General features: G+C 50.0%; 27 protein-coding genes. 17 read left to right on the top strand and 10 right to left on the bottom strand.

The annotated features are described in order from the left end of the window. Positions 1 to 47 precede the first annotated feature (47 nt). From mmsA to NSU14_RS16655, 5 genes are all read left to right on the top strand, one after another. Complete coding sequence (mmsA, locus tag NSU14_RS16675; RefSeq protein WP_340946310.1) at positions 48 to 1577, top strand: multiple monosaccharide ABC transporter ATP-binding protein; 1530 nt, start codon at positions 48 to 50, stop codon at positions 1575 to 1577. 6 nt (positions 1578 to 1583) lie between these two features. Beyond that, positions 1584 to 2747, top strand: a complete 1164-nt coding sequence (gene mmsB / locus NSU14_RS16670; protein WP_042136644.1) for a multiple monosaccharide ABC transporter permease — start codon at positions 1584 to 1586, stop codon at positions 2745 to 2747. Between the two features lie 150 nt (positions 2748 to 2897). Next, positions 2898 to 3566, top strand: coding sequence for a TraX family protein (locus NSU14_RS16665; RefSeq protein ID WP_340946306.1), 669 nt, complete (start codon positions 2898 to 2900; stop codon positions 3564 to 3566). A gap of 93 nt (positions 3567 to 3659) precedes the next feature. Beyond that, complete coding sequence (locus tag NSU14_RS16660; protein ID WP_083705610.1) at positions 3660 to 5168, top strand: copper amine oxidase N-terminal domain-containing protein; 1509 nt, start codon at positions 3660 to 3662, stop codon at positions 5166 to 5168. A gap of 75 nt (positions 5169 to 5243) precedes the next feature. Then, the gene (locus NSU14_RS16655) at positions 5244 to 5570 is read left to right on the top strand and encodes a hypothetical protein (protein WP_340946304.1); all 327 of its coding nucleotides are present in this window, start codon (positions 5244 to 5246) and stop codon (positions 5568 to 5570) included. Positions 5571 to 5599: 29 nt separating this feature from the next. On the opposite strand, the gene NSU14_RS16650 is transcribed toward NSU14_RS16655, so the two are convergent. After that, complete coding sequence (locus tag NSU14_RS16650) at positions 5600 to 5953, bottom strand: DoxX family protein (protein WP_042136649.1); 354 nt, start codon at positions 5951 to 5953, stop codon at positions 5600 to 5602. Positions 5954 to 6089: 136 nt separating this feature from the next. Between NSU14_RS16650 and NSU14_RS16645 the strand changes: the two genes are divergently transcribed. The 4 genes from NSU14_RS16645 to NSU14_RS16630 all read left to right on the top strand — a co-directional run bounded on the left by NSU14_RS16645 (position 6090) and on the right by NSU14_RS16630 (position 9411). Next, entirely contained in the window at positions 6090 to 6434 is a 345-nt protein-coding gene (locus NSU14_RS16645) for a winged helix-turn-helix transcriptional regulator (protein WP_042136651.1), read from the top strand. Between the two features lie 76 nt (positions 6435 to 6510). Further along, positions 6511 to 7725 carry a chromate transporter gene (locus tag NSU14_RS16640; RefSeq protein ID WP_042136652.1) on the top strand — a complete coding sequence of 405 codons (1215 nt, stop codon included), beginning with the start codon at positions 6511 to 6513 and terminating at the stop codon, positions 7723 to 7725. Between the two features lie 278 nt (positions 7726 to 8003). Next, positions 8004 to 8933, top strand: a complete 930-nt coding sequence (locus NSU14_RS16635; protein ID WP_340948956.1) for a phosphotransferase — start codon at positions 8004 to 8006, stop codon at positions 8931 to 8933. A gap of 103 nt (positions 8934 to 9036) precedes the next feature. After that, complete coding sequence (locus NSU14_RS16630) at positions 9037 to 9411, top strand: hypothetical protein (protein ID WP_042136654.1); 375 nt, start codon at positions 9037 to 9039, stop codon at positions 9409 to 9411. 338 nt (positions 9412 to 9749) lie between these two features. On the opposite strand, the gene NSU14_RS16625 is transcribed toward NSU14_RS16630, so the two are convergent. Both NSU14_RS16625 and NSU14_RS16620 read right to left on the bottom strand, forming a co-directional pair. After that, positions 9750 to 9965: a DNA-binding protein gene (locus NSU14_RS16625; protein WP_076245482.1), complete on the bottom strand. Its 216-nt coding sequence runs from the start codon at positions 9963 to 9965 to the stop codon at positions 9750 to 9752. A 29-nt stretch (positions 9966 to 9994) separates the two neighbouring features. Further along, positions 9995 to 11371 carry a metallophosphoesterase gene (locus tag NSU14_RS16620; RefSeq protein WP_340946297.1) on the bottom strand — a complete coding sequence of 459 codons (1377 nt, stop codon included), beginning with the start codon at positions 11369 to 11371 and terminating at the stop codon, positions 9995 to 9997. Positions 11372 to 11684: 313 nt separating this feature from the next. Here NSU14_RS16620 and NSU14_RS16615 point away from each other — a divergent pair, with 313 nt between their 5' ends. Next, the gene (locus NSU14_RS16615; protein WP_336102824.1) at positions 11685 to 12284 is read left to right on the top strand and encodes a nitroreductase family protein; all 600 of its coding nucleotides are present in this window, start codon (positions 11685 to 11687) and stop codon (positions 12282 to 12284) included. A gap of 79 nt (positions 12285 to 12363) precedes the next feature. Next, on the top strand, positions 12364 to 12558 hold the full coding sequence (locus NSU14_RS16610; RefSeq protein WP_039298089.1) for a hypothetical protein: 195 nt from the start codon (positions 12364 to 12366) through the stop codon (positions 12556 to 12558). 97 nt (positions 12559 to 12655) lie between these two features. On the opposite strand, the gene NSU14_RS16605 is transcribed toward NSU14_RS16610, so the two are convergent. Beyond that, entirely contained in the window at positions 12656 to 13900 is a 1245-nt protein-coding gene (locus NSU14_RS16605; protein ID WP_340946293.1) for a peptidylprolyl isomerase, read from the bottom strand. Positions 13901 to 14153: 253 nt separating this feature from the next. Further along, positions 14154 to 14489 (bottom strand): LytTR family transcriptional regulator DNA-binding domain-containing protein, encoded by a 336-nt coding sequence (locus NSU14_RS16600; RefSeq protein WP_039298093.1) that lies wholly within the window; start codon positions 14487 to 14489, stop codon positions 14154 to 14156. A gap of 199 nt (positions 14490 to 14688) precedes the next feature. Between NSU14_RS16600 and NSU14_RS16595 the strand changes: the two genes are divergently transcribed. Further along, complete coding sequence (locus NSU14_RS16595; protein ID WP_042136662.1) at positions 14689 to 15795, top strand: lactonase family protein; 1107 nt, start codon at positions 14689 to 14691, stop codon at positions 15793 to 15795. A 157-nt stretch (positions 15796 to 15952) separates the two neighbouring features. Here NSU14_RS16595 and hfq read toward each other — a convergent pair whose 3' ends face one another. Then, positions 15953 to 16174, bottom strand: coding sequence for an RNA chaperone Hfq (gene hfq / locus NSU14_RS16590; RefSeq protein WP_039298097.1), 222 nt, complete (start codon positions 16172 to 16174; stop codon positions 15953 to 15955). Between the two features lie 111 nt (positions 16175 to 16285). Here hfq and NSU14_RS16585 point away from each other — a divergent pair, with 111 nt between their 5' ends. Further along, positions 16286 to 16966 (top strand): phosphatase PAP2 family protein, encoded by a 681-nt coding sequence (locus NSU14_RS16585; RefSeq protein ID WP_042136664.1) that lies wholly within the window; start codon positions 16286 to 16288, stop codon positions 16964 to 16966. 32 nt (positions 16967 to 16998) lie between these two features. Here the strand turns inward: NSU14_RS16585 and NSU14_RS16580 are convergent, their stop codons facing one another. Next, the gene (locus NSU14_RS16580) at positions 16999 to 17499 is read right to left on the bottom strand and encodes a hypothetical protein (protein WP_340946290.1); all 501 of its coding nucleotides are present in this window, start codon (positions 17497 to 17499) and stop codon (positions 16999 to 17001) included. A 228-nt stretch (positions 17500 to 17727) separates the two neighbouring features. On the opposite strand from NSU14_RS16580, the gene NSU14_RS16575 reads away from it, so the two are divergent. Together NSU14_RS16575 and helD are read left to right on the top strand one after the other, a co-directional pair. Further along, positions 17728 to 18783, top strand: a complete 1056-nt coding sequence (locus NSU14_RS16575; protein WP_042136669.1) for an FUSC family protein — start codon at positions 17728 to 17730, stop codon at positions 18781 to 18783. A 237-nt stretch (positions 18784 to 19020) separates the two neighbouring features. Then, the gene (helD, locus tag NSU14_RS16570; RefSeq protein WP_042136671.1) at positions 19021 to 21378 is read left to right on the top strand and encodes an RNA polymerase recycling motor HelD; all 2358 of its coding nucleotides are present in this window, start codon (positions 19021 to 19023) and stop codon (positions 21376 to 21378) included. A 227-nt stretch (positions 21379 to 21605) separates the two neighbouring features. On the opposite strand, the gene NSU14_RS16565 is transcribed toward helD, so the two are convergent. The 3 genes from NSU14_RS16565 to fsa all read right to left on the bottom strand — a co-directional run bounded on the left by NSU14_RS16565 (position 21606) and on the right by fsa (position 24063). Further along, positions 21606 to 22817 carry an MFS transporter gene (locus tag NSU14_RS16565; RefSeq protein ID WP_042136673.1) on the bottom strand — a complete coding sequence of 404 codons (1212 nt, stop codon included), beginning with the start codon at positions 22815 to 22817 and terminating at the stop codon, positions 21606 to 21608. A 12-nt stretch (positions 22818 to 22829) separates the two neighbouring features. Continuing rightward, complete coding sequence (locus NSU14_RS16560) at positions 22830 to 23267, bottom strand: MarR family winged helix-turn-helix transcriptional regulator (RefSeq protein WP_042136675.1); 438 nt, start codon at positions 23265 to 23267, stop codon at positions 22830 to 22832. A 148-nt stretch (positions 23268 to 23415) separates the two neighbouring features. Continuing rightward, a complete protein-coding gene (gene fsa, locus NSU14_RS16555) occupies positions 23416 to 24063 on the bottom strand; it encodes a fructose-6-phosphate aldolase (protein ID WP_039298111.1) in 648 nt (215 codons plus the stop codon). Between the two features lie 208 nt (positions 24064 to 24271). Here fsa and NSU14_RS16550 point away from each other — a divergent pair, with 208 nt between their 5' ends. Continuing rightward, complete coding sequence (locus NSU14_RS16550; RefSeq protein ID WP_340946287.1) at positions 24272 to 24745, top strand: hypothetical protein; 474 nt, start codon at positions 24272 to 24274, stop codon at positions 24743 to 24745. After that, positions 24729 to 25283, top strand: a complete 555-nt coding sequence (locus NSU14_RS16545; RefSeq protein ID WP_042136679.1) for a macro domain-containing protein — start codon at positions 24729 to 24731, stop codon at positions 25281 to 25283. Before NSU14_RS16550 ends, NSU14_RS16545 begins: the two co-directional genes overlap by 17 nt.

Raw genomic sequence — 25283 nt, 5'->3', positions numbered from 1 at the left:
CGCCGTCAGCCGCTGCACAGTCACAAGGAAAGCTGGGTGAGAGACACTTGAGTGAATATATCTTGGAGATGAAAGGCATTACGAAGACATTTCCCGGCGTCAAAGCGCTCGCGAATGTCAATCTGCAGGTTAAGGCAGGCGAGATCCACGCCCTCTGCGGGGAGAACGGGGCCGGCAAGTCCACGCTGATGAAGGTGCTTAGCGGAGTGTATCCGCATGGCACCTACGAAGGGGATATTTTGTATCAGGGGCAGGTATGCCAGTTCAAGGATATTAAGGACAGTGAGGGCCTGGGCATCGTCATTATCCACCAGGAGCTGGCGCTGATTCCGTATTTGTCGATTTCGGAGAACATCTTCCTCGGCAATGAGCAAGCGCGGCGCGGGGTGATCAACTGGAACGAAACGACGGTGAAGACCAAGGAGCTGCTTACAACCGTCGGCCTCAAGGAATCGCTGTTTACCGGAGTATCAACGATCGGCGTCGGCAAGCAGCAGCTCGTAGAGATCGCCAAGGCGCTCTCCAAGGAAGTGAAGCTGCTCATTCTCGACGAACCGACGGCGGCGCTGAACGAGGATGATAGCGAGAACCTGCTGCTGCTCATTCTGGAGCTGAAGAAGCGGGGGATTTCCTCGATTATCATTTCCCACAAATTGAACGAAATCGAGAAGATAGCGGATTCTGTAACGATTCTGCGGGATGGGCAGACCATTAAGACGCTGGATATGAAACGCGATGCAGTCACTGAAGATGTGATTATTAAGGGCATGGTCGGGCGCGATCTGACGAACCGTTATCCGGAGCGGACGCCGGAGCTGGGGGAAACCATCTTCGAGATCCGTAACTGGGAAGTATATCATCCCACCCAGAAGGACCGCAAAATGCTGGATCAGATCAATCTGCACATCCGGCGCGGCGAGGTTGTCGGCATTGCCGGGCTGATGGGCGCTGGACGCACGGAGCTGGCCATGAGCGTGTTCGGGAAGTCTTACGGCAAGCGGATCAGCGGACAGACCTTTATGCACGGCAGAGAGGTACACCTTAACAATATTACCCAGGCAATAGAAAGCGGGCTAGCCTACGTCACTGAAGACCGCAAGCAATACGGCCTCATTCTGATTGACGATATCAAACGTAACATTTCACTCAGCAATCTGAAGAAGCTCTCCCGCCGCGGGGTGATCAATGAGAATGAGGAAGTGCTGGTCGCCGAGGAATACCGGAAGAAGCTGAACATAAAGACGCCGAGCATTCTGCAAAGGACCGTCAATCTCAGCGGCGGCAACCAGCAGAAGGTGGTGCTCAGCAAATGGATCTATGCCCAGCCGGATATTCTGATCCTGGATGAGCCTACACGCGGGATTGATGTGGGCGCCAAATACGAAATCTACTCGATTATTAACGGTCTGGCGGCAGAAGGTAAAGGCGTGCTGGTTATCTCGTCCGAGCTGCCGGAAATTATCGGGATGTGTGACCGGATCTACACGATGTGCGAAGGGCGCATCAGCGGGGAAGTGGAGCGGAAGGATGCATCGCAGGAGCTGTTGATGAAATTTATGACACGAAGCAGGGGGTAACACCGCATGGGAGCCATTACTGAACTTTTCAAAAAGAATATCCGCCAATACGGCATGATTATTGCGTTGATCTTTATTTCTATTTTCTTTCAAATTATGACGGACGGCATTCTGCTGAAGCCGCTGAACGTAACCAATCTGATTCTGCAGAACAGCTACATTCTGGTGCTCGCCATCGGGATGGTACTCGTCATTATAACCGGGCACATTGATCTGTCAGTAGGTTCGGTGGCCGCCTTCATCGGCGCACTCTCGGCCATTATGATGGTCGATATGAAGATGAATCCTGTGCTAGCTGTGATTCTCTCGCTATTGATGGGCGCTCTGGTCGGTGCATGGCAGGGCTTCTGGGTCGCTTATATCAAAATCCCCGCGTTTATCGTCACCCTGGCAGGGATGCTGCTGTTCCGGGGCCTAACGATGATCGTGCTTAATGGACAATCCATTGCACCGTTTCCCAAGGCTTTTCAGAAGATCAGCTCGGGGTTCCTCCCCGATATTGCCGGCGGCAGTTCGCTGAATGTGCTGACCCTGGTCATCGGAGTCATCCTGTCCGTTCTGGTTGTCTATCAGGAATACCGCAGCCGCCAAATCACACTTAAATACGGCTTCGAACAATCCCCGGTGTGGATTTCGGTTGGCAAGGCGGCGGCACTGGTCATTGTAATCAACCTGTTCACTTATGTCATTGCCCAATATAACGGGATTCCGAACATCCTCGTCATTCTGCTGGTGCTGATCGCGATTTATTCATTCGTCATGAATCACATGACGATGGGCCGGCATATCTATGCACTGGGCGGCAACGAGAAGGCGGCAAGCCTCTCCGGGGTCAAAACCAAACGTGTCACCTTCTGGGTATTCGTTAACATGGGGGTGCTTGCCGCATTGTCCGGGCTCGTGTTCGCTGCACGGCTCAACTCGGCTACACCCAAAGCCGGCACCAACTTCGAGCTGGATGCCATCGCCGCCTGCTTCATCGGCGGAGCATCCGCTTCCGGCGGGATCGGGACCGTGGTCGGCGCAATCATCGGCGGTCTGGTCATGGGGGTTATGAATAACGGGATGTCGCTCGTCGGCCTCGGCGTAGACTGGCAGCAGGGCATTAAAGGTCTGGTGCTGCTGCTGGCAGTAGGTTTTGATATTTATAATAAGTCGAAGACAGCTTAGGCTTGAATTACCGCCAGAATTGCTCCCAGGCAGGGAGCATTCTGGTTTTTTGACATAAAGATCCCATGCAACACTTGCAGCATCCCGCCCGGCCATGGATAATAGCATCTAAGGCGTAAACTAATACATAACTGTGACAGGAGGCCACAGATGCAGATTATTGCCATGCTGACCATGCTGATCGACCACATCGGCTATATTTTTTTCCCGGGCGAGCTTGCCTGGAGGGTAGTGGGGAGAATTGCTTTTCCGATTTACTGCTACGCGCTGGTGCAAGGGCATATACATACTTCATCGAGACCCCGCTATCTGCGGCGGCTGCTGGTGATCGCCCTGCTTGCCCAGATTCCGTACAATTTGGCGCTGGACCCCGGCGGATGGAATGTGGTGTTCACCCTCCTGCTGTCTGCTGCCGTGCTGACGCTGCTCGATAAGCTGCCGAAGCTGTGGTACGGGATTCCGGTAGTTATCCTTGCGGTGCTGCTCATGGATATTCTGCCGCTGGATTATAATGCGTACGGGCTGCTTCTGGTGCTGATTTTCCGTTATACCCGCTCGTATTGGCTTGTGCTGGCACATTTTGCACTGAACGTATTCTATTTGTTCTATTATAACTGGCTGGTGCAGATGGCCAGTATAGTCCCTACCATCCTCATTGCGCTGACTCCGGGCTTCTGGATATTACTGGAGCGGAAACGGCTGCCGCGCTGGGTCTGGTGGTCATTTTATCCCGCACATTTAGCGGTACTTGCGTTGGTAAAGATTCTCTTTTTCCAAGATTGGGTATCTATAGAGTGGCGGAGTTTATTTACCCTATGAAGGGGGAATAGAATCCGACCTCTACATTTACAAATCCTTCCTCCTTTGAGATGATGGATACGTTACCACATTATGAGCTAGAGGAGACATGCTATGAAGAAAATGAAAGCAAGAACCAAATGGATAGTGCCGTTTCTCGCACTGCTGCTGATCCTGGCAGGCTGCCAAACCGTCGGCGGATTTGATGTCAACAAGGCATTGCTCGGGGATCTCGATGTGAAGTCCTCAGAATCAAGTACGACGCTTAGCTTAAGCGCTGTTCCTGCAGTAGGCATCCGTGCGGAGGATCAGGAGATTGTCGATCTTATTAATTCATTATCCCTTACGCTTGGAAATGTGAAGCTGCAGGACAACGGCAATGTCTCGGCATCGGGAATTCTAGGGTATAAGCAATCCAAAATTCCTTTCTCCTTCTTCATGGATCAGGCGAATATTGTCTTTACCGCTGAAGGAGCCAAGCAACCGTTCTACTTCCCGATTCAGGGATATGAAGACACACTCGGTATAGAAGGTCTGGATCAGACGAAGACACTGGAGCTCTCCAAGCTGATCTCCCAGTTCGTGGTGAAGAACCTGCCGAATCCTGGAGCAATTACGGTTGCCTCGGTATCGGAAACTGTATATGGCCAGCAGACGAGCTTGACGAAGCTACATACCGAAATTAATGGTGAAGAGCTTCCGGTGCTGCTGAAGAGCTTCCTGAGATCGATCTCCAAAGACACTGAAGGCTTCACTGCCCTGATCAGCGGCCTCTATGATTATCTGTATCCGCTACTTGAGGCTTCAGGTGAAGATCTGAACAGTCTCGGCTTTGGAGAGATTCCGCTGGATGACAAAGAAGGCGTAGTTACTGTAGCGCATGATGCTGCCAAGCTGGCAGTGGATGCTCTACTGCTGGTCTACGACAAGCAGCTCGAGAATCTCTATGAGAGCACTCCTGAACTGAAGACTGTTCTCGGCAAAGATACGAAGCTGACCGTGGACCTGTTCGTGGACAGCGGCTTCCATGTCCGTAAGCAGAACATTGATCTTAAGGTTGCTCTTCCGGCCAGTGAAGATCTGCCGCTGCAGAGTATCAATGTGAAGCTGGTTTCGGAGACCTGGAACGTGAATGGTCCTGTAACTGCTGATCCGATCAGCACAACCGGCGGCATTGATTTCTCCTCAGCGCAGCTTACTCCGGGTGAGACGCTGAGAAGCTTTGAACAGGGTTCTGCGGTCTACAACCTGCTCAAGGATGATATGGGGATTACGTCCAAGAGCCTGATGATGGCACCGGATGATGATTATTATTATCCTATCGTGGACAACGGCACCACTTATGTTCCGCTGCGCTATATTGCAGAGGACCTGGATGCTTCTGTTGAGTGGGATGCGGCTAATCGCGCGATTAATGTAACCGATGATGTCTACGGCGATCTGCTGGTATTCAAAATCGGCTCCGCACAGGCACAGATTGCCGGCGCTACCGTTAAGCTTCCACAGCCTGTATTCGTGGATGAATACGGAGATGCTTATGTGCCGCTGCGTGTTCTGGCACAAGGTCTACATGCTACCGTTGAAGTGGATGAAGACGGATATATCTGGATTGACCGTCCGTAAGGTTTAAAGAGGTAAGCATGAAGCCGGAACACCTAAGAAATTAGGTGGTTCCGGTTTTTTTTATATTCAGGTATAGTGAAATTAAAGAAAAGGATAAAATTTCAGATAAATGAAAGGGCGGCTAGCATGCAGCGGATCATTCTAATCTACAAACAATTCTTAACAGAACCACTGTGGTTTAAGATTCTTATTATTACCACATTGCTTGCGGCCGTTATATTTAGCAGCTCCTCTTTTCCGCAAAATGGTTATTATCAGCTTACCTCTAAATTAGCAGCAGCAATCTTTTTTACAGCCTATGGCGTTAATTTCCGTTCAAACACCCGGGTTTCTGCTGTTTTTTTTGTAATGGCGGCGGTTTGCGTTTTTCTGTCCTGGAATATCTGGATGGATCATCTGTAAGCTGAGTAGGACTATCTTGACTTTCTCGTTCAGAACCGTCCAGCCGCGACAATTAGAGCCAACACGATAAAGAAGATGTTCACGCCGATCTCCCGGTATTCCTTGCGTCTGATATGAAAAAGGGCGCCGCACAGGACAGTCACTGCAAGGGCTGCTGCGGCAGCCGGCGTTAACACAGGTACAATATTCAGCGCATAAGGAAGTATCAATCCAAGTGCGCCCAATAGTTCGGCTACCCCTATAAAGACCACTAATGCCTTGGGAACATCCGATACCCATCCCCAGGATTTTTTCGCCTGCCCGTACCGAAAGGCCTTAAGCCAGCCCGAATATACAAAACCTGCTGCTGCAATTCCCTGTACAATCCATAATGCAGTATTCATAAATGACTCCTCCTGATACGTTTTTGCTGTCTGTTACTGGTATAATAGCCCCAATGAAGCGATACGCGAAAGTAGGCACTTTTAATAAACATAGTTAAGAATAAGTAACCATACGCAGGATAAGGAGCTGGAGGCTATGGAATCGTATTGTAAGTTTGAATCGGCACTGGACATTCTGATCGGGAAATGGAAGCCTGTTATTCTGCTGCAGCTAATGAACAAAGGCACCATGCGATTCGGAGAACTGCAGAAATCCATTCCGGATATTAACAAGAAGATGCTCACCCAGCAATTAAGAGAACTTGAGTATAACGATATCGTTCACCGTGAAGTGTACAATCAGATCCCGCCAAAGGTTGAATATTCAATCTCGGAATATGGGAAAGGATTAAGTTCTGTGCTGCAGGTATTGAATGATTGGGGAGTTTCTCATATTGAGCATATGAAGAAGCTGTATGGTGTGGACCGTTCAGGGAGTTAAGCGGACGCAAGGAAATGCTGGATACTCTAATCAGTAAAGTTTAGCTGTGCAGTTCAAAATCAAGGGGGCAATGTAAATGCAGACGGATGAGCAGAGGGTACCGGAAGATATTCAGAAGGGGAGAGCGGGGGCTCTTCTTGAAGTACTGCTTGTATCTGCTAAACTGGGTCTTACTTCGTTTGGAGGACCGATCGCTCACCTGGGTTACTTTCACAATGAGTATATACGCCGCCGGAAATGGATGGATGAACGGAGCTACGCTGATCTGGTAGCTCTTTGCCAGTTTCTCCCTGGTCCGGCGAGCAGCCAGGTTGGTATCGGTATCGGTGTTGTAAGAGCAGGTTTGCTGGGAGGGGTTGTTGCGTGGCTAGGCTTTACTTTACCTTCTGTCATTGCGCTGGTTGCCTTTGCCTTTTTGCTTCAAGGATATGATATAGGCAGTGCAGGCTGGATTCATGGACTGAAGATCGTTGCTGTGGCGGTTGTTGCCCATGCTATTCTTGGAATGGGGCAAAAGCTGACACCTGACCGGGAAAGAGTAACCATCGCTGTTATTGGAGCAGCTGTTACATTGTCCTGGCAGACAGCCTACAGCCAGGTACTTACAATTGCTGCAGCTGGCATAGTTGGGGTTTGGCTTTATCGCAAAAAAACTGCGGAAGGCACAGCAAACCTTCACGTTTCAATCAGCCGAACCTTTGCTATTCTCTGTTTACTATTATTTTTTGGTCTCTTAGTAGCTCTCCCTTTATTAAGAGGAACTGCAGAGACCGGAGGGTTGGCGATATTTGACAGCTTTTATCGTTCCGGTTCTTTGGTATTCGGCGGCGGACATGTTGTGCTTCCGCTTCTGGAAAGAGAAGTAGTTCCTTCAGGCTGGGTTAGCCAAGCAGATTTCCTGGCGGGGTACGGAGCCACGCAAGCAGTTCCGGGTCCGTTGTTCACTTTTGCAAGTTACCTTGGGGCCCTGACCGGAGGTGTTACCGGGGCAATCGTTGCCACGTCCGCCATCTTCCTGCCGGCCTTTCTTCTCGTAGTCGGCGCACTTCCTTTTTGGAACAGCTTAAGAAAAAACCTGAAAATTCAGGGAGCCCTGGCCGGAATTAATGCAGCTGTTGTTGGGTTATTACTTGCTGCCTTGTATGATCCCCTGTGGACTTCTGCTATTGTGGAGCCGATGGATTTCGCGCTGGCCGCCATTCTATTTATTATGCTGGTTTTCTGGAAGCTTCCGCCTTGGGTAGTCGTTGTAGCTGGTTCAGCGGGCGGAATGTTACTTGGAGTATATTAGTCAGCGGGGAGATTAGCACATGAGCACTCAAACCGAACAGGGGCTATATCCGGGAAAATACAGCAAATACAAAACAGTCTCTGGAATGATTCCAGAGACTGTTTTGTATGCCGATTTTATTCAAGACCTAATTCAACATAATAACAGAAACGAAAGAAACAGTCTATATTTTTTCCGGAAAATATAATACAGTGGGGTAGCCGGCAATAAATGAAGAAGCGGAGTGTTGTTCCTTGGAAAATTATTGTCATCTCGATCCTGCTGCCTTACAGGCGTATGTGGAGAAGGTCTTTGGCACAAGTTATTGTGTTGCAATGGTTACAAAGATGCATGGAGGCGCGCAAAAGGTGGTCTATAAGATAGACTGCACTAATGGATTTTCTTGCGTGCTGTATGTGTGGGATATAACCATGAATTATTTTCAGCAAGAAATTGCCGGTCAGAATACGAATGTACAATCCTACGGCAGCGAACAATTTGAGATAAACAACTTATACTTACTCGAACATTCTATCCGGACGCCTGCCCTCTATGATATGAATAAGGACAGGAATCCTTATGATTTTGATTATGCGCTTGTTGAGTATGTAACCGGGCAAGCTGCCGAGGCCTATTTCAATCATTCTGATTCCAGGGTTAAGGATACTATCTTCCAACGCCTGGGAGACATGATTACGGGCATGCATGCGGGGGAAAGCGATATCTACGGGAAGCCGGATCAAACAGAGCGAAGTTCGGGACAATGTCATCTTATCCAATTGCAAAATGCTATAATTCAGTTGTCATATGCCTCTGAATATATTGATGTTATCCGCAGGAATCAGGGTAAGCTGCTCGATATGCTGTACAAACTTGAATCAAGAGTAGAACGCAGAAGCCGTTATGGATATATCCATGGAGAACTCGGTCCTAACCATGTGCTGGTTACGGATCAGCTTGAACCCTGTTTGATTGATATTGAAGGAGCCGGATTCTACGATATTGAGCACGAGCACAGTTTTATGGAATTCCGTTTTGGTGATTTCTACCGGTATCTGAAGAATGATAATCTCGATGTAAACAGGAAGCTGTTCTATCAATATCATCATCATCTTTCGTTGATCTCGGCTGGCTTAAAGCTGGTCCAGAGAGGTTATCCGGATCAGCAGACTGCAAAGGGAATCTCTGATTATCATACCAGACGTGCTTTGCAGTTTATAGAATCTTGAGGGGAATCAAAGATGTAACCGCGAAATAAATAATACTGCGGACTTCAGAAAGAAAGTCTCTCTCCACGATGTGGATGAGAGACTTCTGTTAGGAGTTTAGAACATGGACAAAGCTAAAAGGGAACTTTTAATGAATATCTGCCTCATCTCGCCAGTGTTAAGTGTGTTATACGGCATAATGGTCACGGGCATCGATAATTCATTAGTGTCTGAGACCACATATATCAGTGGCCCCGGCGGATTCGTCGTGTTTGTGCTGTTCTTTTTAATTCTATACCCTCTGCATATCCTGCTTAGTATTTTTCAATTTGCAGTCATCAGATTTGCCGGGGAATCGCTGGTAAAGCGGCTTGTTATCTCCAATGCAACGGGGCTTGGGGTTGTCGGAGCCATCTATTATATTACACAAGAAATTGAAGCGCTCTGCCTGATTTTCTCTCTGGCGGTTTTCTCTGTGGCAGCGCTTATAAGTAAATGAAGAATTCAAGCAGGCGGTACGGAGCGCATGGCAGATAACTGTATTCTGTACAATTAAAAGACGGCGAAAACCCGGATGTGCAGGAATAACTGTATTCTGTACAATTAAAATTGAGCAAAATATTCTTCTTCGGCAAAAAAAGAATTATATAAGTGTACAGAGTGCAATTAAAACTCCTTCTGAGGCATGTGGGCAAGCTTTAGTTGTACAAAATACAGTTAAAGCTGGCTCATGTCTCAAGCTAAGCCAGTACAACATAACAGCGGCAGCTCAGGACTTCATCCCGTCCATGGCTGCCGCTGTTTGATGTATCACGTTGAGCGTCACACTACACCAGCTTACTTGGCAAAATCAAGCCCTTTGTCTGCAAGCGCCTGCCGGAGGATACGGATGCCCTTAGGACCCATACCGTGCAGCTTCAGCAGCTCTGCTTCTGTAATTGTGGTTAGCTGCTCCAGGTTTACAATACCGGCTCCGGCCAGCGCCCGGTGCGCCGGCTTGGAGATGATCTCAGGCAGGCTGCTGCCTGGCGGGGATTCATGAGTATCTGTCACTAAGCATGCTCCTCTCTAAATAATGTCGCTTACTGTGTAGTCAGAACCATCTCCAGCGATACATTGCTCTGTTCTGAATGCTCGGCCATACTGCGGATATACCCGGACATGAATCCGCCCTCCATACTCTCCCACAGCTTGTATCCCGGCATGGCTTGGATCTCGTCCAGTGAGTCAGCGGCGGTGCCGGCGAAATATTTCACGTTCAGCTTGGACATGACCTCGGCCATTGACTGCTTCTGAGCTTCTGTAAAGGTGCTATCCTTCAGTCTGGTCATTGCCTTCTCATAAGATTCACCTGCAAAGGTATCTTCAGCATACGATTTGAAGTTCAGCAGATGAGGATCGGTAATATCCTTCGCTTGAGCCCAGCCCTCCACGTCGACTGCGGCCGTATTATAGGTAAAAGCACGGGAGACCGGATCAAACGTCATCGCGCCGTACTGATGGGGATTAACCGCCATTGCGCTTGTAGCAATATCGTATACAGGCATGGCCGGATCAATAGAATCCTCGGCAGGGTCCCGGCGGATATCCTGCATATGGATATGCCCGGATAAGACCAGATTGAGGCCATCCTTGCGGAGCGTCTTCATGGTTTCCTGGCTGTTGTTAAGCTTGAAGCCGGATACCGCCATGGAGGTGTGGCTTAACAGGTTATGATGCATTACAGTAATGATCGAGGCATGCTCCTGTGCGGCCAGCTTCACATTCTCATCCATCCAGGACAAGGTTGAAGGTAAGATCCGCCCGTCTGTTTGCGGGAAATTGTATTCTTCATTATGTGCATACTGGGCGCTGTCAATCATCAGAAGCCAGAGGCCTGGAGCGGCCTTAACCACATAGCTTAGGCTGTCAGCATCCCGGGATAGCGCCTCATGGTAACCGAAATCCTCATAGGTCGCGAGGAAATCCTCCACATTAATATGATCTGCAACCACCTGCTTGTCACCGTCAAAGGATCTGGCCCAAGGGTTATTGATATCGTGGTTGCCGGGAATAACATATACGCTGGTGCCCATTGCCTCAATCCGGTGCAGCTTCGCGGCTAACTCTTTATGGCTGCTTGCTTCACCATTGTTGGTGAGATCGCCGCTGAGAATGAGGAATTCAGGTTTCTTCTGTTCCACATCATAGACAAGAGCCTCAGTTAATTCATCACTGTAGGGAAGCATCTTACCGTCTCCGCCTGTGACATAGGTCTGGAAGGCTTGGCCGCCATCCTCAAGCGCCTTATCCAGATAATGTGTATCGGTAGCGACCCAGAAGGACACAGGCGCAGTGGAATCTATAGCTGTCTCGGGTTCTGTAACCGCGGCCGCTGCATTTAATGATGTCGAAGCTGTGTCTTTGCAGCCGCTTAGAATCAAGGCAGAACTTAGCAGTATTAATAATGTGAATTTCATTGTTCGTTTAGTTCCATCCTTAAGAGGGGAGCTCATAAATGACCTTCTTTCTGCACTTTTGCTGAATCATTGTAGCGTATTTATTGACAGGTTGTATATACGAAAAGTTAGTGCCATGTTTCTAAACGTGAAGATCAGCTTATAGAAAATAGTGGAAGGCGCATAATTACTGTGAATACTGCGACACTAAGAGCTGATGTATAAGCATAAGTAAGCTGACAGGGAAAAGTTGTGAATAAGAGTTGTATTCCGGTAGGAAAAGTGTTAAGATTTATAAAAGTAAGTTACTTAATTAAATGGAGGTAGTTATTTTATGTCTAAGAACTTTTTCGAAGCGGTAAAAGGCAGACGTTCCGTATATGCAATCAGCAAAGAATCCCCAATCACTGATGAACAGATCCAGAAGATCGTTGAAGAGGCAGTATTACATAGCCCGACTTCCTTCAACTCCCAGAGCTCCAGAGCCGTGGTCCTGCTGGGTGAACAACATGATAAACTGTGGGATATCACTGCAGAAACCTTGCGTAAAATCGTTCCGACTGAACAATTCGAAGGCACTGCCCAGAAATTAGCTTCTTTCAAAGCCGGTTACGGCTCCGTGCTCTTCTTCGAAGACCAGGCGGTGGTGAAGCATCTTCAGGAGAACTTCGCGCTGTATGCAGAGAATTTCCCGATCTGGGCCAACCAGTCCTCAGGAATTCTGCAGTTCGTAGTGTGGACAGCATTCGCAGAACAGGGTCTGGGCGCTTCGCTTCAGCATTACAATCCGCTGATTGACGATGAAGTCAAAGAAACATTCGGTATTCCGGCAGAGTGGAAGCTGATTGCACAGCTGCCGTTCGGTACCATTGTAACCCCTCCGGGAGAGAAAGAATTCCAGCCGATTGAAGAGCGTGTGAAAGTCATTAAATAAGGAAACATTACAATAAATGGTTTAGAACCTCCCTGATCCGGCTAAGTATGAGTATAGTCAGATCAAGGAGGTTTTTGTTATGCCATGGAATAAAGGAGACTATCCGGATTCTCTGAAGAACTTCACTGCACCTGTGCGCAACAAGGCTGTGGAAATTGCCAATGCGCTGCTTGAGGATGGTTATGAGGAGGGGCGGGCGATTGCCATTGCAACCGCACAGGCCAAGGAGTGGGGCGAGAATCACGACAAACAGATCCGTAAAAAAAATCATTGACGGCTGCGTCCGGGCCTAAGGCCGGACAAGCAAAGAGGACAGGCGGGAATCCGCCTGTCCTCTTTAGGTATGTGTGTATTATGCAGGAATGAATAGATTACTTGGCTGGAGCTTCTGTTGCAGCAGCAGCAGGGTCTGCACTGGCATCTGGTGCGGCAGATGCTGCCGGAGTAGCGGATGCATCAGGAGTATCGGTCAAAGTATTGGTGATGGTGGCATTCTTGGTCAAATCAGCCAGCCAGGTAGAAGACATTTCCGAGACTTTTTGCGCTTTCAGAGTCTTGGTGATTTCCTCTTTTTTCTCAGCAAGCGTGTATTCATGTGCTTCTTTACGGTCAGTAACCTTGATAATGTGGTAACCGTAATCGGTCTTCACAGCACCGCTGGTTTCACCAACCTTCATGTTGAAGGCCGCATCGGAGAATTCAGCAACCATATCGGCACGTTTGAAGAAGTCGAGGTCTCCGCCTTTGTCTTTGGAACCGGTATCTGCAGATTTCTCTTTAGCGAGTGTGGCGAAGTCTGCTCCGTCTTTCAGCTGTTTGACGATGGCATCAGCTTCTTCTTTGGTTTCAACGAGGATGTGGGAAGCGCGAACTTCTTCTTCCTGATTGAAGGTAGCTTTGTTCTCATCGTAGTATTTGGAGATGTCCTCATCCGTAATGGTAACCTTCGGTTCAACCAGCTTGCGGATCTCAACCTGCAAAGGCATTTGCTTCTTCAGGTCATCCAGAGTCATGGAGCTCTGCTGCAGAGCAGAATTCAGGGCTTCCTCACCGCCGAACTGGGTGGTCAGATCTGCGATCTCCTGGTTAATGTCTTCATCGGTTACGGTAATGTTGGCTTTCTTCGCTTCCTGATCCACGAGAGTGGTAGTAATCAGGTTCTGCAGCGTGGATTCGCCGCCTGCTTCAACCAATTTATCGTAAAGCTGTGCTTTCGTGATATCCGTTCCGTTAACGGTAGCAACAGCGATCTTGCTGTCGTCTTTCTTGAAAGGCTGCACAATCAGGACTACAATTAATGCCGCTGCCAATAAGATGGAGGCGATCATCCAGCCTTTGCCGCCTGCAGGTGCTGCCGGCTTCGAAGGAGGAGTACCGTCGCCTACCTTGTTCATCACGGGAACGCTTTCTTCAATTTTCGGAGAGTGCACGCTGCTGGAGCTTTCTGTTGCAGCTTGTACAGGTTCTGCCGGAATAATTACTTCAGCCTGAGGTTCAGATACGGCCTCCGCACGTTCAATTCCATCTTCCGGGGTAACTACAGAAGTGTCGTTCTCTTCCGGCGGCGTTCCGCCGTTTTCAAGCTGTCCATTTTCGTTGAAATCTTTTTTGTCCATTATAATTAATGACTCCCTTCAATATAGGTGGTGCCTGTCTTTCTACAACTTTACCAGAAAACAGAATTCCAAACCTTAAGAAAGTATAAAAAAGCATAATAACTTTTTAATATTCCATTAAGAAACAGGAAAAAGCCGGAGCAGCAATAGGTTTCCCCATGCGCGCTCCGGCCAGATGAGAGAGACATTGAATGCGTAAAAATAATTCTGTGCTGTATTCTACGGATTAGCAGGCAGCGGATATGTATCCGCCTCAGGAGCTAAGCCCTCTCAGCAGATGGCGGATGCTTTCCTGTTTGCGTCTGGGAACGCGTACAGATTTCGCATACAAGCCCATTTCACCGAAATAGATACAGTCATCTTCGATGGAGCTGATCTTGTTCAGGTTAACGTAGCAGCCCCCGTACACATGATAATAGCTGTTACTCGACAATAAGCGGTTCAGTTGCTCGGCAGTCATTCTCTTTTTAATGTTGTAGTTTCTGCCGTGAAAAATGACAAGGTCATGGTCCCCGACCTTAAAGAACAGAATGTCTGTCTCCACCTCGAAGTCCTCATATACATTTCTGGCTTCCAGCAGGCTGCTCATTCGTGTTCCCCCTTTATACATAATTAACATTGATGTTAGCGCTTTCATTATAGCATACTCTTTTTGCTTTGAGAAGTCTTATTTTTGAAATGTTTTTTGTCATTTTTTCCGTTGCATTTGTCATACCTCACGAAAAACTGTAAATTATATAGATGCCTGATATGCATCCATAACCACAAGTTGGAGGAGGATTACCCAGATGAATGAGAATACGAAGCTGCTGTTGTTTACCGGCTCTTATGCAACGGCTGAGGAGAGCGGAGTTCAGGTGTTTGCTTTTGACGGTGAAGCCGGAGGTACACTTGAGAGGCTGGATACAGCTGATGGCATAACGAACCCGACGTTCGTAAATGTGGACCCTTCCGGGCTGAAGCTGTATGCGATTGGCGAGAAGCCAAGTGGGGAGGGCGGCAAAGAGGGAGAGATTGTAACCTTCGCGATTGAGCCGAAGACCGGCAAGCTGACTGAATTGAAGCGGACTCCGACGATGCCTGCCGCAGGCACGGGTCAAACCACGACCTGTAATATCAATAGAGATGCTGAAAGCGAACATATTGTAGTATGCAGCTATCACGGGGGAACGGTAGGACTGCTCACCCTGGATGCAGACGGGATACCCGAAGCCCTGACGGATATTGCAGTACATACCGGACATAGTGATCTTCCGGGCCACGACCGGCCGCATCCGCATTCGGCCATCTTCAGTCCGGATGAGCGCTTCCTGTTTGTATCTGATCTGGGGCTGGATCTGATCCGGACCTACCGGATTAACAAAGAAGCGAAGAAGCTTGAAGCGCTTGGAGATACTGTACTGCATGAAGGAGCGGGACCACGCCATTTCGTGTTCCATCCGGATGGCAAATCCGCTTATGTGATCAATGAGCTGGATTCCACCGTAACTTCCTTCCTATATGATGCTGATGCAGGGACTCTGCAGACGGCATTTACGGTATCGACACTTCCGGAAGGTTACCCGTCAGAGAATAACAGCTGTGCCGAAATTGCATTTTCCAAGGATGGCAGATATCTGTACGGCTCTAACCGCGGCCACGACAGTATTGTGGTCTACGCTGTAAATCCGGCATCGGCTGAGCTTACATTGGTGGAGCATGTATCCACAAGAGGGGGGCATCCGCGCCACTTCACGGTCACGCCGGACGGAGCCTATCTGATTGTAGCCAACCGGGACGGCAATAATCTGGTGGTCTTCTCACTGGATGCTGCCGGCGGGCGGTTAACCTTCACAGGAAATACGGCGGAATTGTCCAAGCCGGTCTGTGTAATGCCTGCAGTATTTGCCGGATAATTATTTCGGACCGGTTACTAACTGCAAAGTGTAATGCTTGTCCTGCCAGGCAACAATGGCAAAAGGAACACCGGAATGGCTTGCTCCGGTGTTCCTTTTGAATTCGGGACGGTTAATTTGTAGGTGTTAGGCCCAGAGATGCGCCGGGCGGGACTGCTTATTTGAGTGAGACGGGCTTCAGCGGCACTACCGTGGAGACTGCCGATTTGAAGAGTACGTTCTGTCTGCCGTCACCTTGACCCTGCAAGGTGATAGTATAAGCGTCATAAGAGGTTACGAGTCCCTGCATTTTGACTCCGTTAGTTGTAAAAATGGTCACGGGCACTTTTGTTGAGATACACTGGTTCAACAATCGTTCCTGTAATTTTAGACTTTCCACTTTGGCAGCACTCCATCTTTAGTATGAATTAACTTCTTAGGCAATTATAACACGGGAGAGACTCTTCCAGGAAATCTGTCATCAGGCGCGGAAATAGACAAGGGGGTAGTTATGCTTTATTATCATTACTGGTCCGGCGGATTTCGCCGTTTTATATGGTTTTTGCTGGGATTTATCCTGATCGCTGTATTGGTGAAGCAGGGCGGAGCTGCAGGCTTTGACCGTGCCGTTATACATATCGTGCAATCTGTGGAATCGCCGCCGCTCACTGCGCTGGCCAAAAGCTTATCGCTCGTCGGCTCCTCGAGGCTGGCTATCGGGATTTCGCTGCTGACTATGACTATATTATTCTTCGCCTTGAAGCACCGGATGGAGCTGGCTTTGTTTCTGTGGGTAGGCTTAGGCTCGCAATTGCTGAATACACTGCTGAAGCTGTGGTTCCACCGCGAACGTCCCAGTATACACAGACTCATTGAACAGGCCGGGTACAGCTTTCCGAGCGGACATTCTATGGCTGCCTTCTCTTTATACGGAGTGATTGCCTATCTTCTCTGGAGGCATATGCACAACAGACGTGAGCGGTTCATCCTGATTCTGTTCACCGTGCTGATGACCGGCGGGATCGGCTGGAGCCGGATTTATCTGGGCGTGCATTATCCCAGTGATGTGATCGGCGGCTACGCAGCCAGCGGCGCATGGCTCATGCTGTCTGCCGCCTGCTTCGAGGCTTACCGGAACTCCAGGGAGCGCAAAGGGGGAGGCCCGCAACGCAAAAAGGATGCCCGCAAATAATCTGCAGGGCATCCGCATCATTGACTGGTGCTTTAGCGTGTCTTCGGCGCAGCAGGCTGCTGTGAAGGCTTGGCCTGATGAAACTGAGCCGCACGGCTAAGGCTCAGCTTGATCATTACAGGCAGACCGGTCTTCAGCTTGTCGGCGTCCTCTTTCGTAATCCGGCCGTCCATGACCGACTCGTCGACCTTGAGGCTGGCGGCTTCACTCAGCTTCTGGATGTACTGATCTTCGCTCCAGCCCTTTTTCTCCTGGGCGAGGGCAGAGAGTGTCTTGCCTGCCTTCAGGCTGTCAATGAGCTCTGAACGGTCCATCTCAAGCAGCTTAGCCGTTTCATTGATGATGAAATGGCCTCCGGCCCGGAAGTTCTTGTTCCCGCCGTGAGGATGCCCATGCTCCCTGCCGGCGTGTATGGAATCCGGTGCGGAAGTGGCTGTGCCGGTAGACGGATTCTCCGCAAAAGCGGCAGCCGGTGCCATAGTGAGCATTACGGCTGCAGTGAATGCAGTAATTCTTTGGATAGGGTTGTTCATGATTCACCTCTTCTGAGTTGTATGTTGGCTGACATGTACCCATTATTCCCCGAAAGCTGAAAGAATCCTTAAACCCGGCTTAAGCCATACTAAAATTCGCCAGCGTGCTTCATGGGTAATAATGTGTGTGCAATTATTAGAGATTTACCGAATACCTTCAGGATATACATAAATTTTTATTCACAGCATCTATATTGAAATAGATCAAGCTCTTTAGGAGGGATGGATTTGGCTTTTGGTGCCCGCATACTCAAAACAGGAATGGCAGTCACGCTCGCACTTTATCTGTCCGTTCTATTTAATTTCGCCTCCCCTGTCGGTGCGGCTATAGCGGCTATTTTTGCCATGCAGCCATCCATATACAGATCATGGAGGTATTTCCTCGATCAGATTCAGACCAGCACCATGGGAGCTGTGATAGCCCTGCTGGGCGGAATGCTGCTGTCCAATGAACCGATTGCGGTCGGGCTGGTATGTATTCTGGTGATTATGATCAGCATGAAAATGAACCGCGCCGATACGATCGGCCTGACACTGGTTACCGTGATCTCCGTAATGGAGGCTTCCGGGCAGTGGCAATTTGCGCTCACCCGTTTTCTGCTGACGCTGACCGGTATTCTGTCGGCATTCATTATTAATATCGCTGTCTTTCCGCCGAAGCCGCGCAAGCAGTACATCCAGCAGATTGAGAATGTATTCACCAGCCTGTCACTGCTGCTAAGGACTGCGGTATCGCATGAAATGAAGGAAAGTGTATTCCGGGATGAGAAGAACGCTCTGGAAGGTTCCATTAAGGCATTGGCTGACAAGTATGCATTGTTCGAAGAGGAGCAGAAGCAGCTAAGAAGGGCGAAATACAGTCAGACCAGACAAATGGTGGTGTATAAGAATCTGCTCAATTCTCTGCAGAAGGGGTTTCAGGTGCTGGAGGCTATAGACCGGCATTACTTCCAGGCCGAGCGGACAGAACGTACCGATGAGCTGTTTGACCGGCATCTGGAGCAGCTGATTAAATATCATGAGTACATCCTGCTGAAATTCGAGGATAAGCTGAAGCCGGGTGCGAATGATTCTGAACTTCTGGCAGAGGACAACGACCGTTTTCTGGAGGCGGCCATCCACGGATATGATCCTGAGAAATCCGGGCAGCTGCGGTTGTCCGTGGTGGCAGCGGCAATATATGATTACGGCTATCAGCTGGATCGTCTGGATAGGGTGGCTGATCAGATTAACCGGATGAACACGGACGAGAAGGACACTGCCGATATGACGGGAAAAATATAAAGAACAAAAAAATCCGGTCCCAGAGGGACCGGATGAATATATACATCATAGGGTTATGTATTGCGTGAAGCAATTCTTATCTTAGAAATAAATTGTGCCGGAAACTTGTAAAAGCGCTAAAGAGTTGGTAATATAAAAAGATATCAAATAAAGCCTAATTCAAAAAAACATAGTTATTCAATTTAATTATAACATGTAGAATTATGAATGTCAACCTTCTGAAGGGGATGAAATGCATTGGATAAACATGATCACGAGTGGCAAGAGGAGCAGGAGCGGGTAACCGGAATTACCAGGCAGTTATCTACCCACATCCGGCTGCTGTCGGAGGAGCTTGGACTCCACCGTACGGATGTCGTGGATATGCGTAAGGACTTCTGGGAAGAAGTTACCGTGAACTTCAGCAGTCCTGACGATCTGGGCGAGACCTCAACAAGCCTGCGGCAGCAGGCGCAGATCCTGAACGAACGCGAACGCCATCATCTGCAGTCCAGTAAAGCACTCAAAAAATATAAAAAGCTGGTCGTATCCCCCTACTTTGGCCGGATTGATTTCTCGGAATCAGCTGATGCTGCGGCAGATAAAATCTATCTGGGCATCGGTTCACTGATGGAGGATAACGGAACCTTCCTGATCTACGACTGGCGGGCCCCGATATCGAGCCTGTATTATGACGGTGCGCCGGGTCCGGCGTCCTATGACACGCCGGGCGGACTAATTACGGGGAACATGGAGCTCAAACGCCAGTTTGTAATCGATAATGGAGAGATCGAAGTGATGTTCGATACCGGCGTAACGATCGGCGATGAGCTGCTTCAGCAGGTGCTGAGCCACAGCGCCGATGACCGGATGAAGAGCATTGTTGCGACCATCCAGAAGGAGCAGAATGCGGTGATCCGCAACGACAGAAGCCGGATGCTGGTTGTGCAGGGTGCGGCCGGAAGCGGCAAGACCTCAGCGGCGCTGCAGCGGGTAGCTTACCTGCTCTACAAATACCGCGAGGTATTGCAGGCAGACCAGATGCTGCTCTTTTCACCAAACCCGCTGTTTAACAGCTATGTATCCACCGTTCTGCCTGAACTCGGTGAAGAGAATATGCAGCAGACCACCTTCCAGATGTATCTGGAGCACCGGCTCGGACAAGAGTTTCAGCTGGAGGATGTGTTCAATCAGACGGAGAGCCTGCTGAACGCGCCGGATGGGCCGGAAGCCTCCATACGCAGAGCAGGGATCACCTATAAATCCTCCGTATCGTTCCTGGATGTTATCAGGCGCTATGTAAACCTGCTGGAGCACGAAGGCATGATGTTCAAGCCGCTGATGTTCCAGGGGCGTGCGGTTGTCGGCAAGGAAGAGATGGAGCGCCAGTTCTATAGCTATGACCCGGGTATCAAGCTGGCTAACCGGATCGAACTGATGACCGGCTGGCTGCTCAAAAGAATAGCAGCATTTAGCATTGAGGAACGCAGTGCATCATGGGTCGATGACCAGATTGAGCTTATGGACAACAGCGACTATCAGCGTGCTTATAATATGATGCGCCGCAAGGGCGGAGGGCATAATGATAGCTTTGATGATTTTGAAACGGAGAAAATCATGCTCGCCCGTTATATCGTCAGCCAGCGCCTCAAGCCGCTGCGCGGCTGGACCAAACGCGGACGGTTCGTTGATGTGAAGGGGCTGTACAGCCGGCTGTTTACCGACCGGGAGTTAATGGACAGCCTGAACAGCAGCCAGGTTCTGCCTGATGTATGGGATGACATCTGCAGCTTCACGCTGGCTACCATTGCCGGGAACGAACTGGCCTACGAAGACGCGACACCATTTCTGTATTTGAAGGAGCTCAGTCAGGGCTTCCGCACCAATACACTGATCCGTCATGTGATCGTCGATGAAGTGCAGGATTATTCGCCGTTCCAGCTGGAATTCATGCGCCGGCTCTTTCCGCGGGCCAAAATGACTGTGCTGGGCGATCTCAACCAGGCCATCTATGCGCAAGGTGAGGTGCTGGGGGATTTGGCCGGGCTGGTCAGCATCTATGGCGAAGAGAACACGGAAGTGATCTCATTGACCCGCAGCTACCGCTCTACCTATGAGATTGTCGAGTTTACACGGGCGATGATTCCCGGAGGGGAGAAAATCGTACCGTTTAACCGGCGCGGCGAGGAGCCTTTGCTGACAGTCGTGGACAGTGAAGACGACCTGCTGGCCTCGGTGGAGCAGGATGTGCTGAGTCTGCATGCACAGGGCTATCATTATGTAGCTGTTATCTGCAAAACAGCGGAAGAAAGTGCACGGGTGCATAATGAACTGCAGAGCAGGCTGCCGGTTAGGCTGGTTACCAAGGAAACGCCTAATTTTCAAAAGGGCACTCTGGTGCTGCCCGCCTATCTGGCTAAAGGCGTGGAGTTCGATGCCGTAATTATCTACGATGGCTCCGCAGAGAAATATGGCCGTGAGCATGAACGCAAGCTTTTCTATACCGCCTGTACCCGGGCGATGCATCTGCTTCATATCTACAGCCTGGGTCAGCCTAATCCGTTCCTTCCGGCTGCGGTGCGCGAGACTGTATCGGCAGGAGCTTTACAGGACTGAGAGCAATGGATTGTCTGCAGAACCGTCTACGCGTGTAAACGCCGGGCGGTTTTTTTGACGCTGGCGAATATCAGACTCCAGAAAAAACCACAATAAAAGGTGTTGTGAACGATGAGTGCCGCCCTGTACAGCAGCATTGGATTCACCGGAGTGGCACTTGGACCGCCGCTGGTTCGCTGCTGCTGATGTCATGGGGGCATTGGAAGGTATTTGAACTATAGCGTGGGTTACGTGTGGCTGATCACTTCCTGTGCAGGGGAGTGGCGTCTTCTGCTGCGCTGTGATGCATAGACGAAGAGGTAGATTACGAGCAGCAGGACAGGTGCGATTATAGAATATCTGTACATAACCGTATAGCTTGTATATAAGGCAATTGCACCAAGCAGCAAGGTGCCGATGGCGACTCCGAGATCAAGGGAGTTAAAGAACATGCCGTTAGCCAGCCCGCGCTGGCGCGGTTCTACGGATTGGATCATCCAGGTCTGGAGTGCAGGCTGCATCGACCCGAAGCCGAAGCCGTAACATAGGGCGGCTGGGAACAGGGCAGCTGTCGTTGTTGCAAAAGAGAGCAGCAGCAAACCGCCGGCGATAAACAGGCTTCCCGGGATAAGCAGTGCTGCCGGGCCAAAGCGGTCATAAATCTTGCCGGACAGCGGACGGATAATCACAATCGACACGGCATTGAACAGGAAGAAGTAGGCTACGTGGGGCAGGCTCTTTTCAGCTCCGAAGAGCGCCAGGAAGCCAATCAGTCCGCCATAGGAGATGGATAACAGGAAGTTAAGCAGGCAGGGAAGAAACAGCCTGCGGTACGCCCCGCCCCCGGAGGCAGCAACGGGTACTCCTGCGGGCTCTTTGTGCTGCGGGGGCAAGGTCTTGGCCAGGCGGTAGCCCAGCGGGAAGATAATGGCCAGCGCAGCTCCTGCGCCGAGGAGCAGGGAGCCAAAGCCGGGTCCCTGCAGCAGGCTGAGCCCGATCAGCGGACCGGCGGACATTGCCAGACTGGTGGACAGCCCGAAATAGCCCATGCCTTCACCCATCCGGCGGACAGGAATTACGTCGGATGCCATAGTCGGAAAGGCAGTACTGGCCATTCCGAAGCCAACGCCGAATAACATCCGGAGCAGCAGCAGGGCAGCGATACTGCCTGCAAAGTAATAGCCGGCTACGGCCGCGAGTGAAACGGACAGTCCGAGGAAGATCAGCAGATTACGGCCGCCCTTCTCCATGGCTTTGGCCGAGAATAGACGGGAAGCGATAGCGCTGAGTGCGAACAGGCTGGTTACGAGGCTGACCTGCACGGAAGTTGCATGCAGTGTGCCTTCCGCATACGCCGGAAGGGTGGATAAGGTCATCTGCAGGCCGGTGAACAGCAGCAGATTGCATAGGGTGAGAGTAATGAAGGACTTGGTCCATAGACGTTCTGTTGAATTGCTCAAAGGTGTGTGCTCCTATTCTTGATGGTTAGTGTTGTGGTAGATCAGCTCCAGCATGCTGCGGAGCTCTTCAAGCTGCTGCGGATTCAGCCCGGCCACAGCAGTATTAATGGTCTGCTGCTCCAGCCCGAGCGTATTTCCGATTAGCGACTGCCCTTCTTCTGTGGCGTAGAGCTGAAAAGCCCTGCGGTCACCGGGATTCATGGACTTGCTGATGAATCCTTTCTTGAGCAGGAGCTCAACGATCCGTGCAGTGGTCGGCTGGTCCTTGGCGGCAGCAGCGGCTACCTCCTTCTGGCTGATCCCGCTGCGGTCACAGATCATGAGCAGGACCGACCATTGCTCGGGAGTAATATCATAAGGCTTCAGAGCCCTGGCAAAGCCGGTGGTAATCCTGCGGTGGGTGGAGCCCAGCAGGAAACCGAGAAATTGCTGCGGAGAAGAATGCGGCATAAAAAAATGCTCCTTCGAAAAATTAGTTGTTATGACAATTATAATTACAACAAGCAAATTGGTCAAGGCATTTGCGGGACGCCAAATAACAAAAAGCCCCGCTCCGCGTTTCGCGGAAGGGGGCTTAAACTAATAAACCTTTATGATTTTAAACTTGCGGCACTTTCTCCCAATCCTTCAGGAAACGCTCAATACCGTTGTCTGTCAGCGGGTGCTTCCAGAGGGAAGGCAAGAGTGAACCCGGGATGGTAGCAATATGAGCGCCGGCAATAGCTGCTTGCTCTACGTGGGCGATATTGCGGATGCTGGCTGCAATGATTTCGGATTTCAGGCCATAGTTAGTGAGAATGGTCTTCAGATCCTTGATCAGCTTCATGCCGTCAACACCGATATCGTCCAGACGTCCGACGAACGGGCTGATATAAGTAGCTCCCGCTTTGGCTGCCATGAGGCCTTGAGCAGCGGAGAATACGAGCGTAACGTTAGTTTTGATGCCTTTCTTGGTCAGTTCATAACAAGCTTCAAGACCATCTTCAGTCATTGGCAGCTTGATTACGACGTTCGGAGCCCATTCAGCGATTTCGTAAGCTTCCTTAAGCATTTCTTCCGCTGTGAGACCGATAACTTCGGCGCTGACCGGACCGGGTACAATCGCCACGATCTCTTGGATAACATCTTTAAACAATCTGCCTTCCTTGGCGATCAGCGACGGGTTCGTCGTTACGCCATCCACTAATCCGAGGCGGGTAATACGTTTGATTTCCTCAATATTTCCGGTATCCAAGAAAAATTTCATTTCCAGGTATCCTCCCTTGATTTCGTATGGATTGACAAATCAGTTTGCTCCACTTCATTATGAGACATGCCACGGGAAGTTTCAACTGTTAATTTGAATATCTCAAAATAACTTTATAGATGAAACGCTTAAATAAACATTTCTTGCCTCCGGGCCATTCACGGCAGACTTCTCTACATGATAATATAGAAACGGTATTGTCCATTTCATGCGATTGGCGGTGAAGGGAATATTTACTTTGATTGGAAGTGTGGTGCTGTTTCTGCTGTTCGCCGCCGGAATTATTGCCTTTCAGAACAGCAGAATGCTTGCTGAACGGGAGAATGATTCATCCAGAGCCTATACCGGCCATTTGATGTATTCTGTATATCATCAGACTTTCTCTCCGAATGAGGAGTTGCCGGAAGCAGTCCCTTTGTTTCAATTCACGCTGTTTGACGGGGCGGACAGAGAGTCCTTCATCACGCATGCGCTGTGCAGGGTTGCTGCCGGACGGGGCGAGATGGTGTTGTCCGACGCGCAGAATTATATGCTCAGCAATCTCCGCCAGGCCGCGATGCAGGGAGTCCGGTTTGAACATTTATCTTTTCCGGGCAAGGCTGTCCGCAGGGGGGAGAAGGAATTGATTAAAGCGCTGGAGACTGCGGCGAAACAGGAGGCCGAACATGCAAATCACAGTTAACAATGTAGTGATTTCAGTAAGTGAAGGCGATATTACCGCCTGGCAGGGTGAGATGATTGTGAACGCATCCAACTCAGGCCTCTACGGGGGCGGGGGAGTGGACGGTGCGATTCACCGGGCAGGCGGCCCCCGGATTGCAGAAGAATGCGTTGTAATCCGGCAGAAGCAAGGCGGGATACTCCCGGGACAAGCCGCGGTAACCACAGCAGGTCTTCTCCCGTTCCGGGGAGTCATTCATACCGTAGGACCGATTTGGAAAGGGGGCGCTGCAGGCGAGACGGCTATTTTATCCCAATGTTACAGCAGCAGCCTCAGTCTGGCATGCTCTTACGGGGCACGGAGTGTCGCCTTTCCGAACATCAGTACAGGAATCTATAACTTCCCCAAAGAGCTGGCCTGCAAGACGGCGCTGGATTCAGTCGTGACTTATGTGCGTGAACGGACATCAGCGGAGCTCCCGCTGCAGCGGATTGAATTTATCTGCTTTGAACATGACAATGCCATACTATATGAGGCCATGCTCAAAGATTATAGCTGA

Origin of the sequence: Paenibacillus sp. FSL R10-2771, assembly GCF_038000205.1 — a bacterium.
Lineage (GTDB): Bacteria > Bacillota > Bacilli > Paenibacillales > Paenibacillaceae > Paenibacillus_AQ > Paenibacillus_AQ phytohabitans.
Note: the sequence above shows the minus strand (reverse complement) of the source record. Positions and strands in the feature narration are given on the sequence as shown.

Coding starts and splice junctions, on each gene's coding strand:
- NSU14_RS16560 (WP_042136675.1), bottom strand. CDS start 23,267: ATGCCGCATTCTTCTCCGCAGCAATTTCTCGGTTTCCTGCTGGGCTCC.
- NSU14_RS16615 (WP_336102824.1), top strand. CDS start 11,685: ATGTCTAAGAACTTTTTCGAAGCGGTAAAAGGCAGACGTTCCGTATAT.
- NSU14_RS16665 (WP_340946306.1), top strand. CDS start 2,898: ATGCAGATTATTGCCATGCTGACCATGCTGATCGACCACATCGGCTAT.
- NSU14_RS16610 (WP_039298089.1), top strand. CDS start 12,364: ATGCCATGGAATAAAGGAGACTATCCGGATTCTCTGAAGAACTTCACT.
- NSU14_RS16650 (WP_042136649.1), bottom strand. CDS start 5,953: ATGAATACTGCATTATGGATTGTACAGGGAATTGCAGCAGCAGGTTTT.
- NSU14_RS16645 (WP_042136651.1), top strand. CDS start 6,090: ATGGAATCGTATTGTAAGTTTGAATCGGCACTGGACATTCTGATCGGG.
- NSU14_RS16640 (WP_042136652.1), top strand. CDS start 6,511: ATGCAGACGGATGAGCAGAGGGTACCGGAAGATATTCAGAAGGGGAGA.
- NSU14_RS16605 (WP_340946293.1), bottom strand. CDS start 13,900: ATGGACAAAAAAGATTTCAACGAAAATGGACAGCTTGAAAACGGCGGA.
- NSU14_RS16660 (WP_083705610.1), top strand. CDS start 3,660: ATGAAGAAAATGAAAGCAAGAACCAAATGGATAGTGCCGTTTCTCGCA.
- NSU14_RS16550 (WP_340946287.1), top strand. CDS start 24,272: ATGCGATTGGCGGTGAAGGGAATATTTACTTTGATTGGAAGTGTGGTG.
- NSU14_RS16585 (WP_042136664.1), top strand. CDS start 16,286: ATGCTTTATTATCATTACTGGTCCGGCGGATTTCGCCGTTTTATATGG.
- mmsB (WP_042136644.1), top strand. CDS start 1,584: ATGGGAGCCATTACTGAACTTTTCAAAAAGAATATCCGCCAATACGGC.
- NSU14_RS16580 (WP_340946290.1), bottom strand. CDS start 17,499: ATGAACAACCCTATCCAAAGAATTACTGCATTCACTGCAGCCGTAATG.
- NSU14_RS16595 (WP_042136662.1), top strand. CDS start 14,689: ATGAATGAGAATACGAAGCTGCTGTTGTTTACCGGCTCTTATGCAACG.
- NSU14_RS16545 (WP_042136679.1), top strand. CDS start 24,729: ATGCAAATCACAGTTAACAATGTAGTGATTTCAGTAAGTGAAGGCGAT.
- fsa (WP_039298111.1), bottom strand. CDS start 24,063: ATGAAATTTTTCTTGGATACCGGAAATATTGAGGAAATCAAACGTATT.
- NSU14_RS16630 (WP_042136654.1), top strand. CDS start 9,037: ATGGACAAAGCTAAAAGGGAACTTTTAATGAATATCTGCCTCATCTCG.
- NSU14_RS16600 (WP_039298093.1), bottom strand. CDS start 14,489: ATGAGCAGCCTGCTGGAAGCCAGAAATGTATATGAGGACTTCGAGGTG.
- NSU14_RS16620 (WP_340946297.1), bottom strand. CDS start 11,371: ATGAAATTCACATTATTAATACTGCTAAGTTCTGCCTTGATTCTAAGC.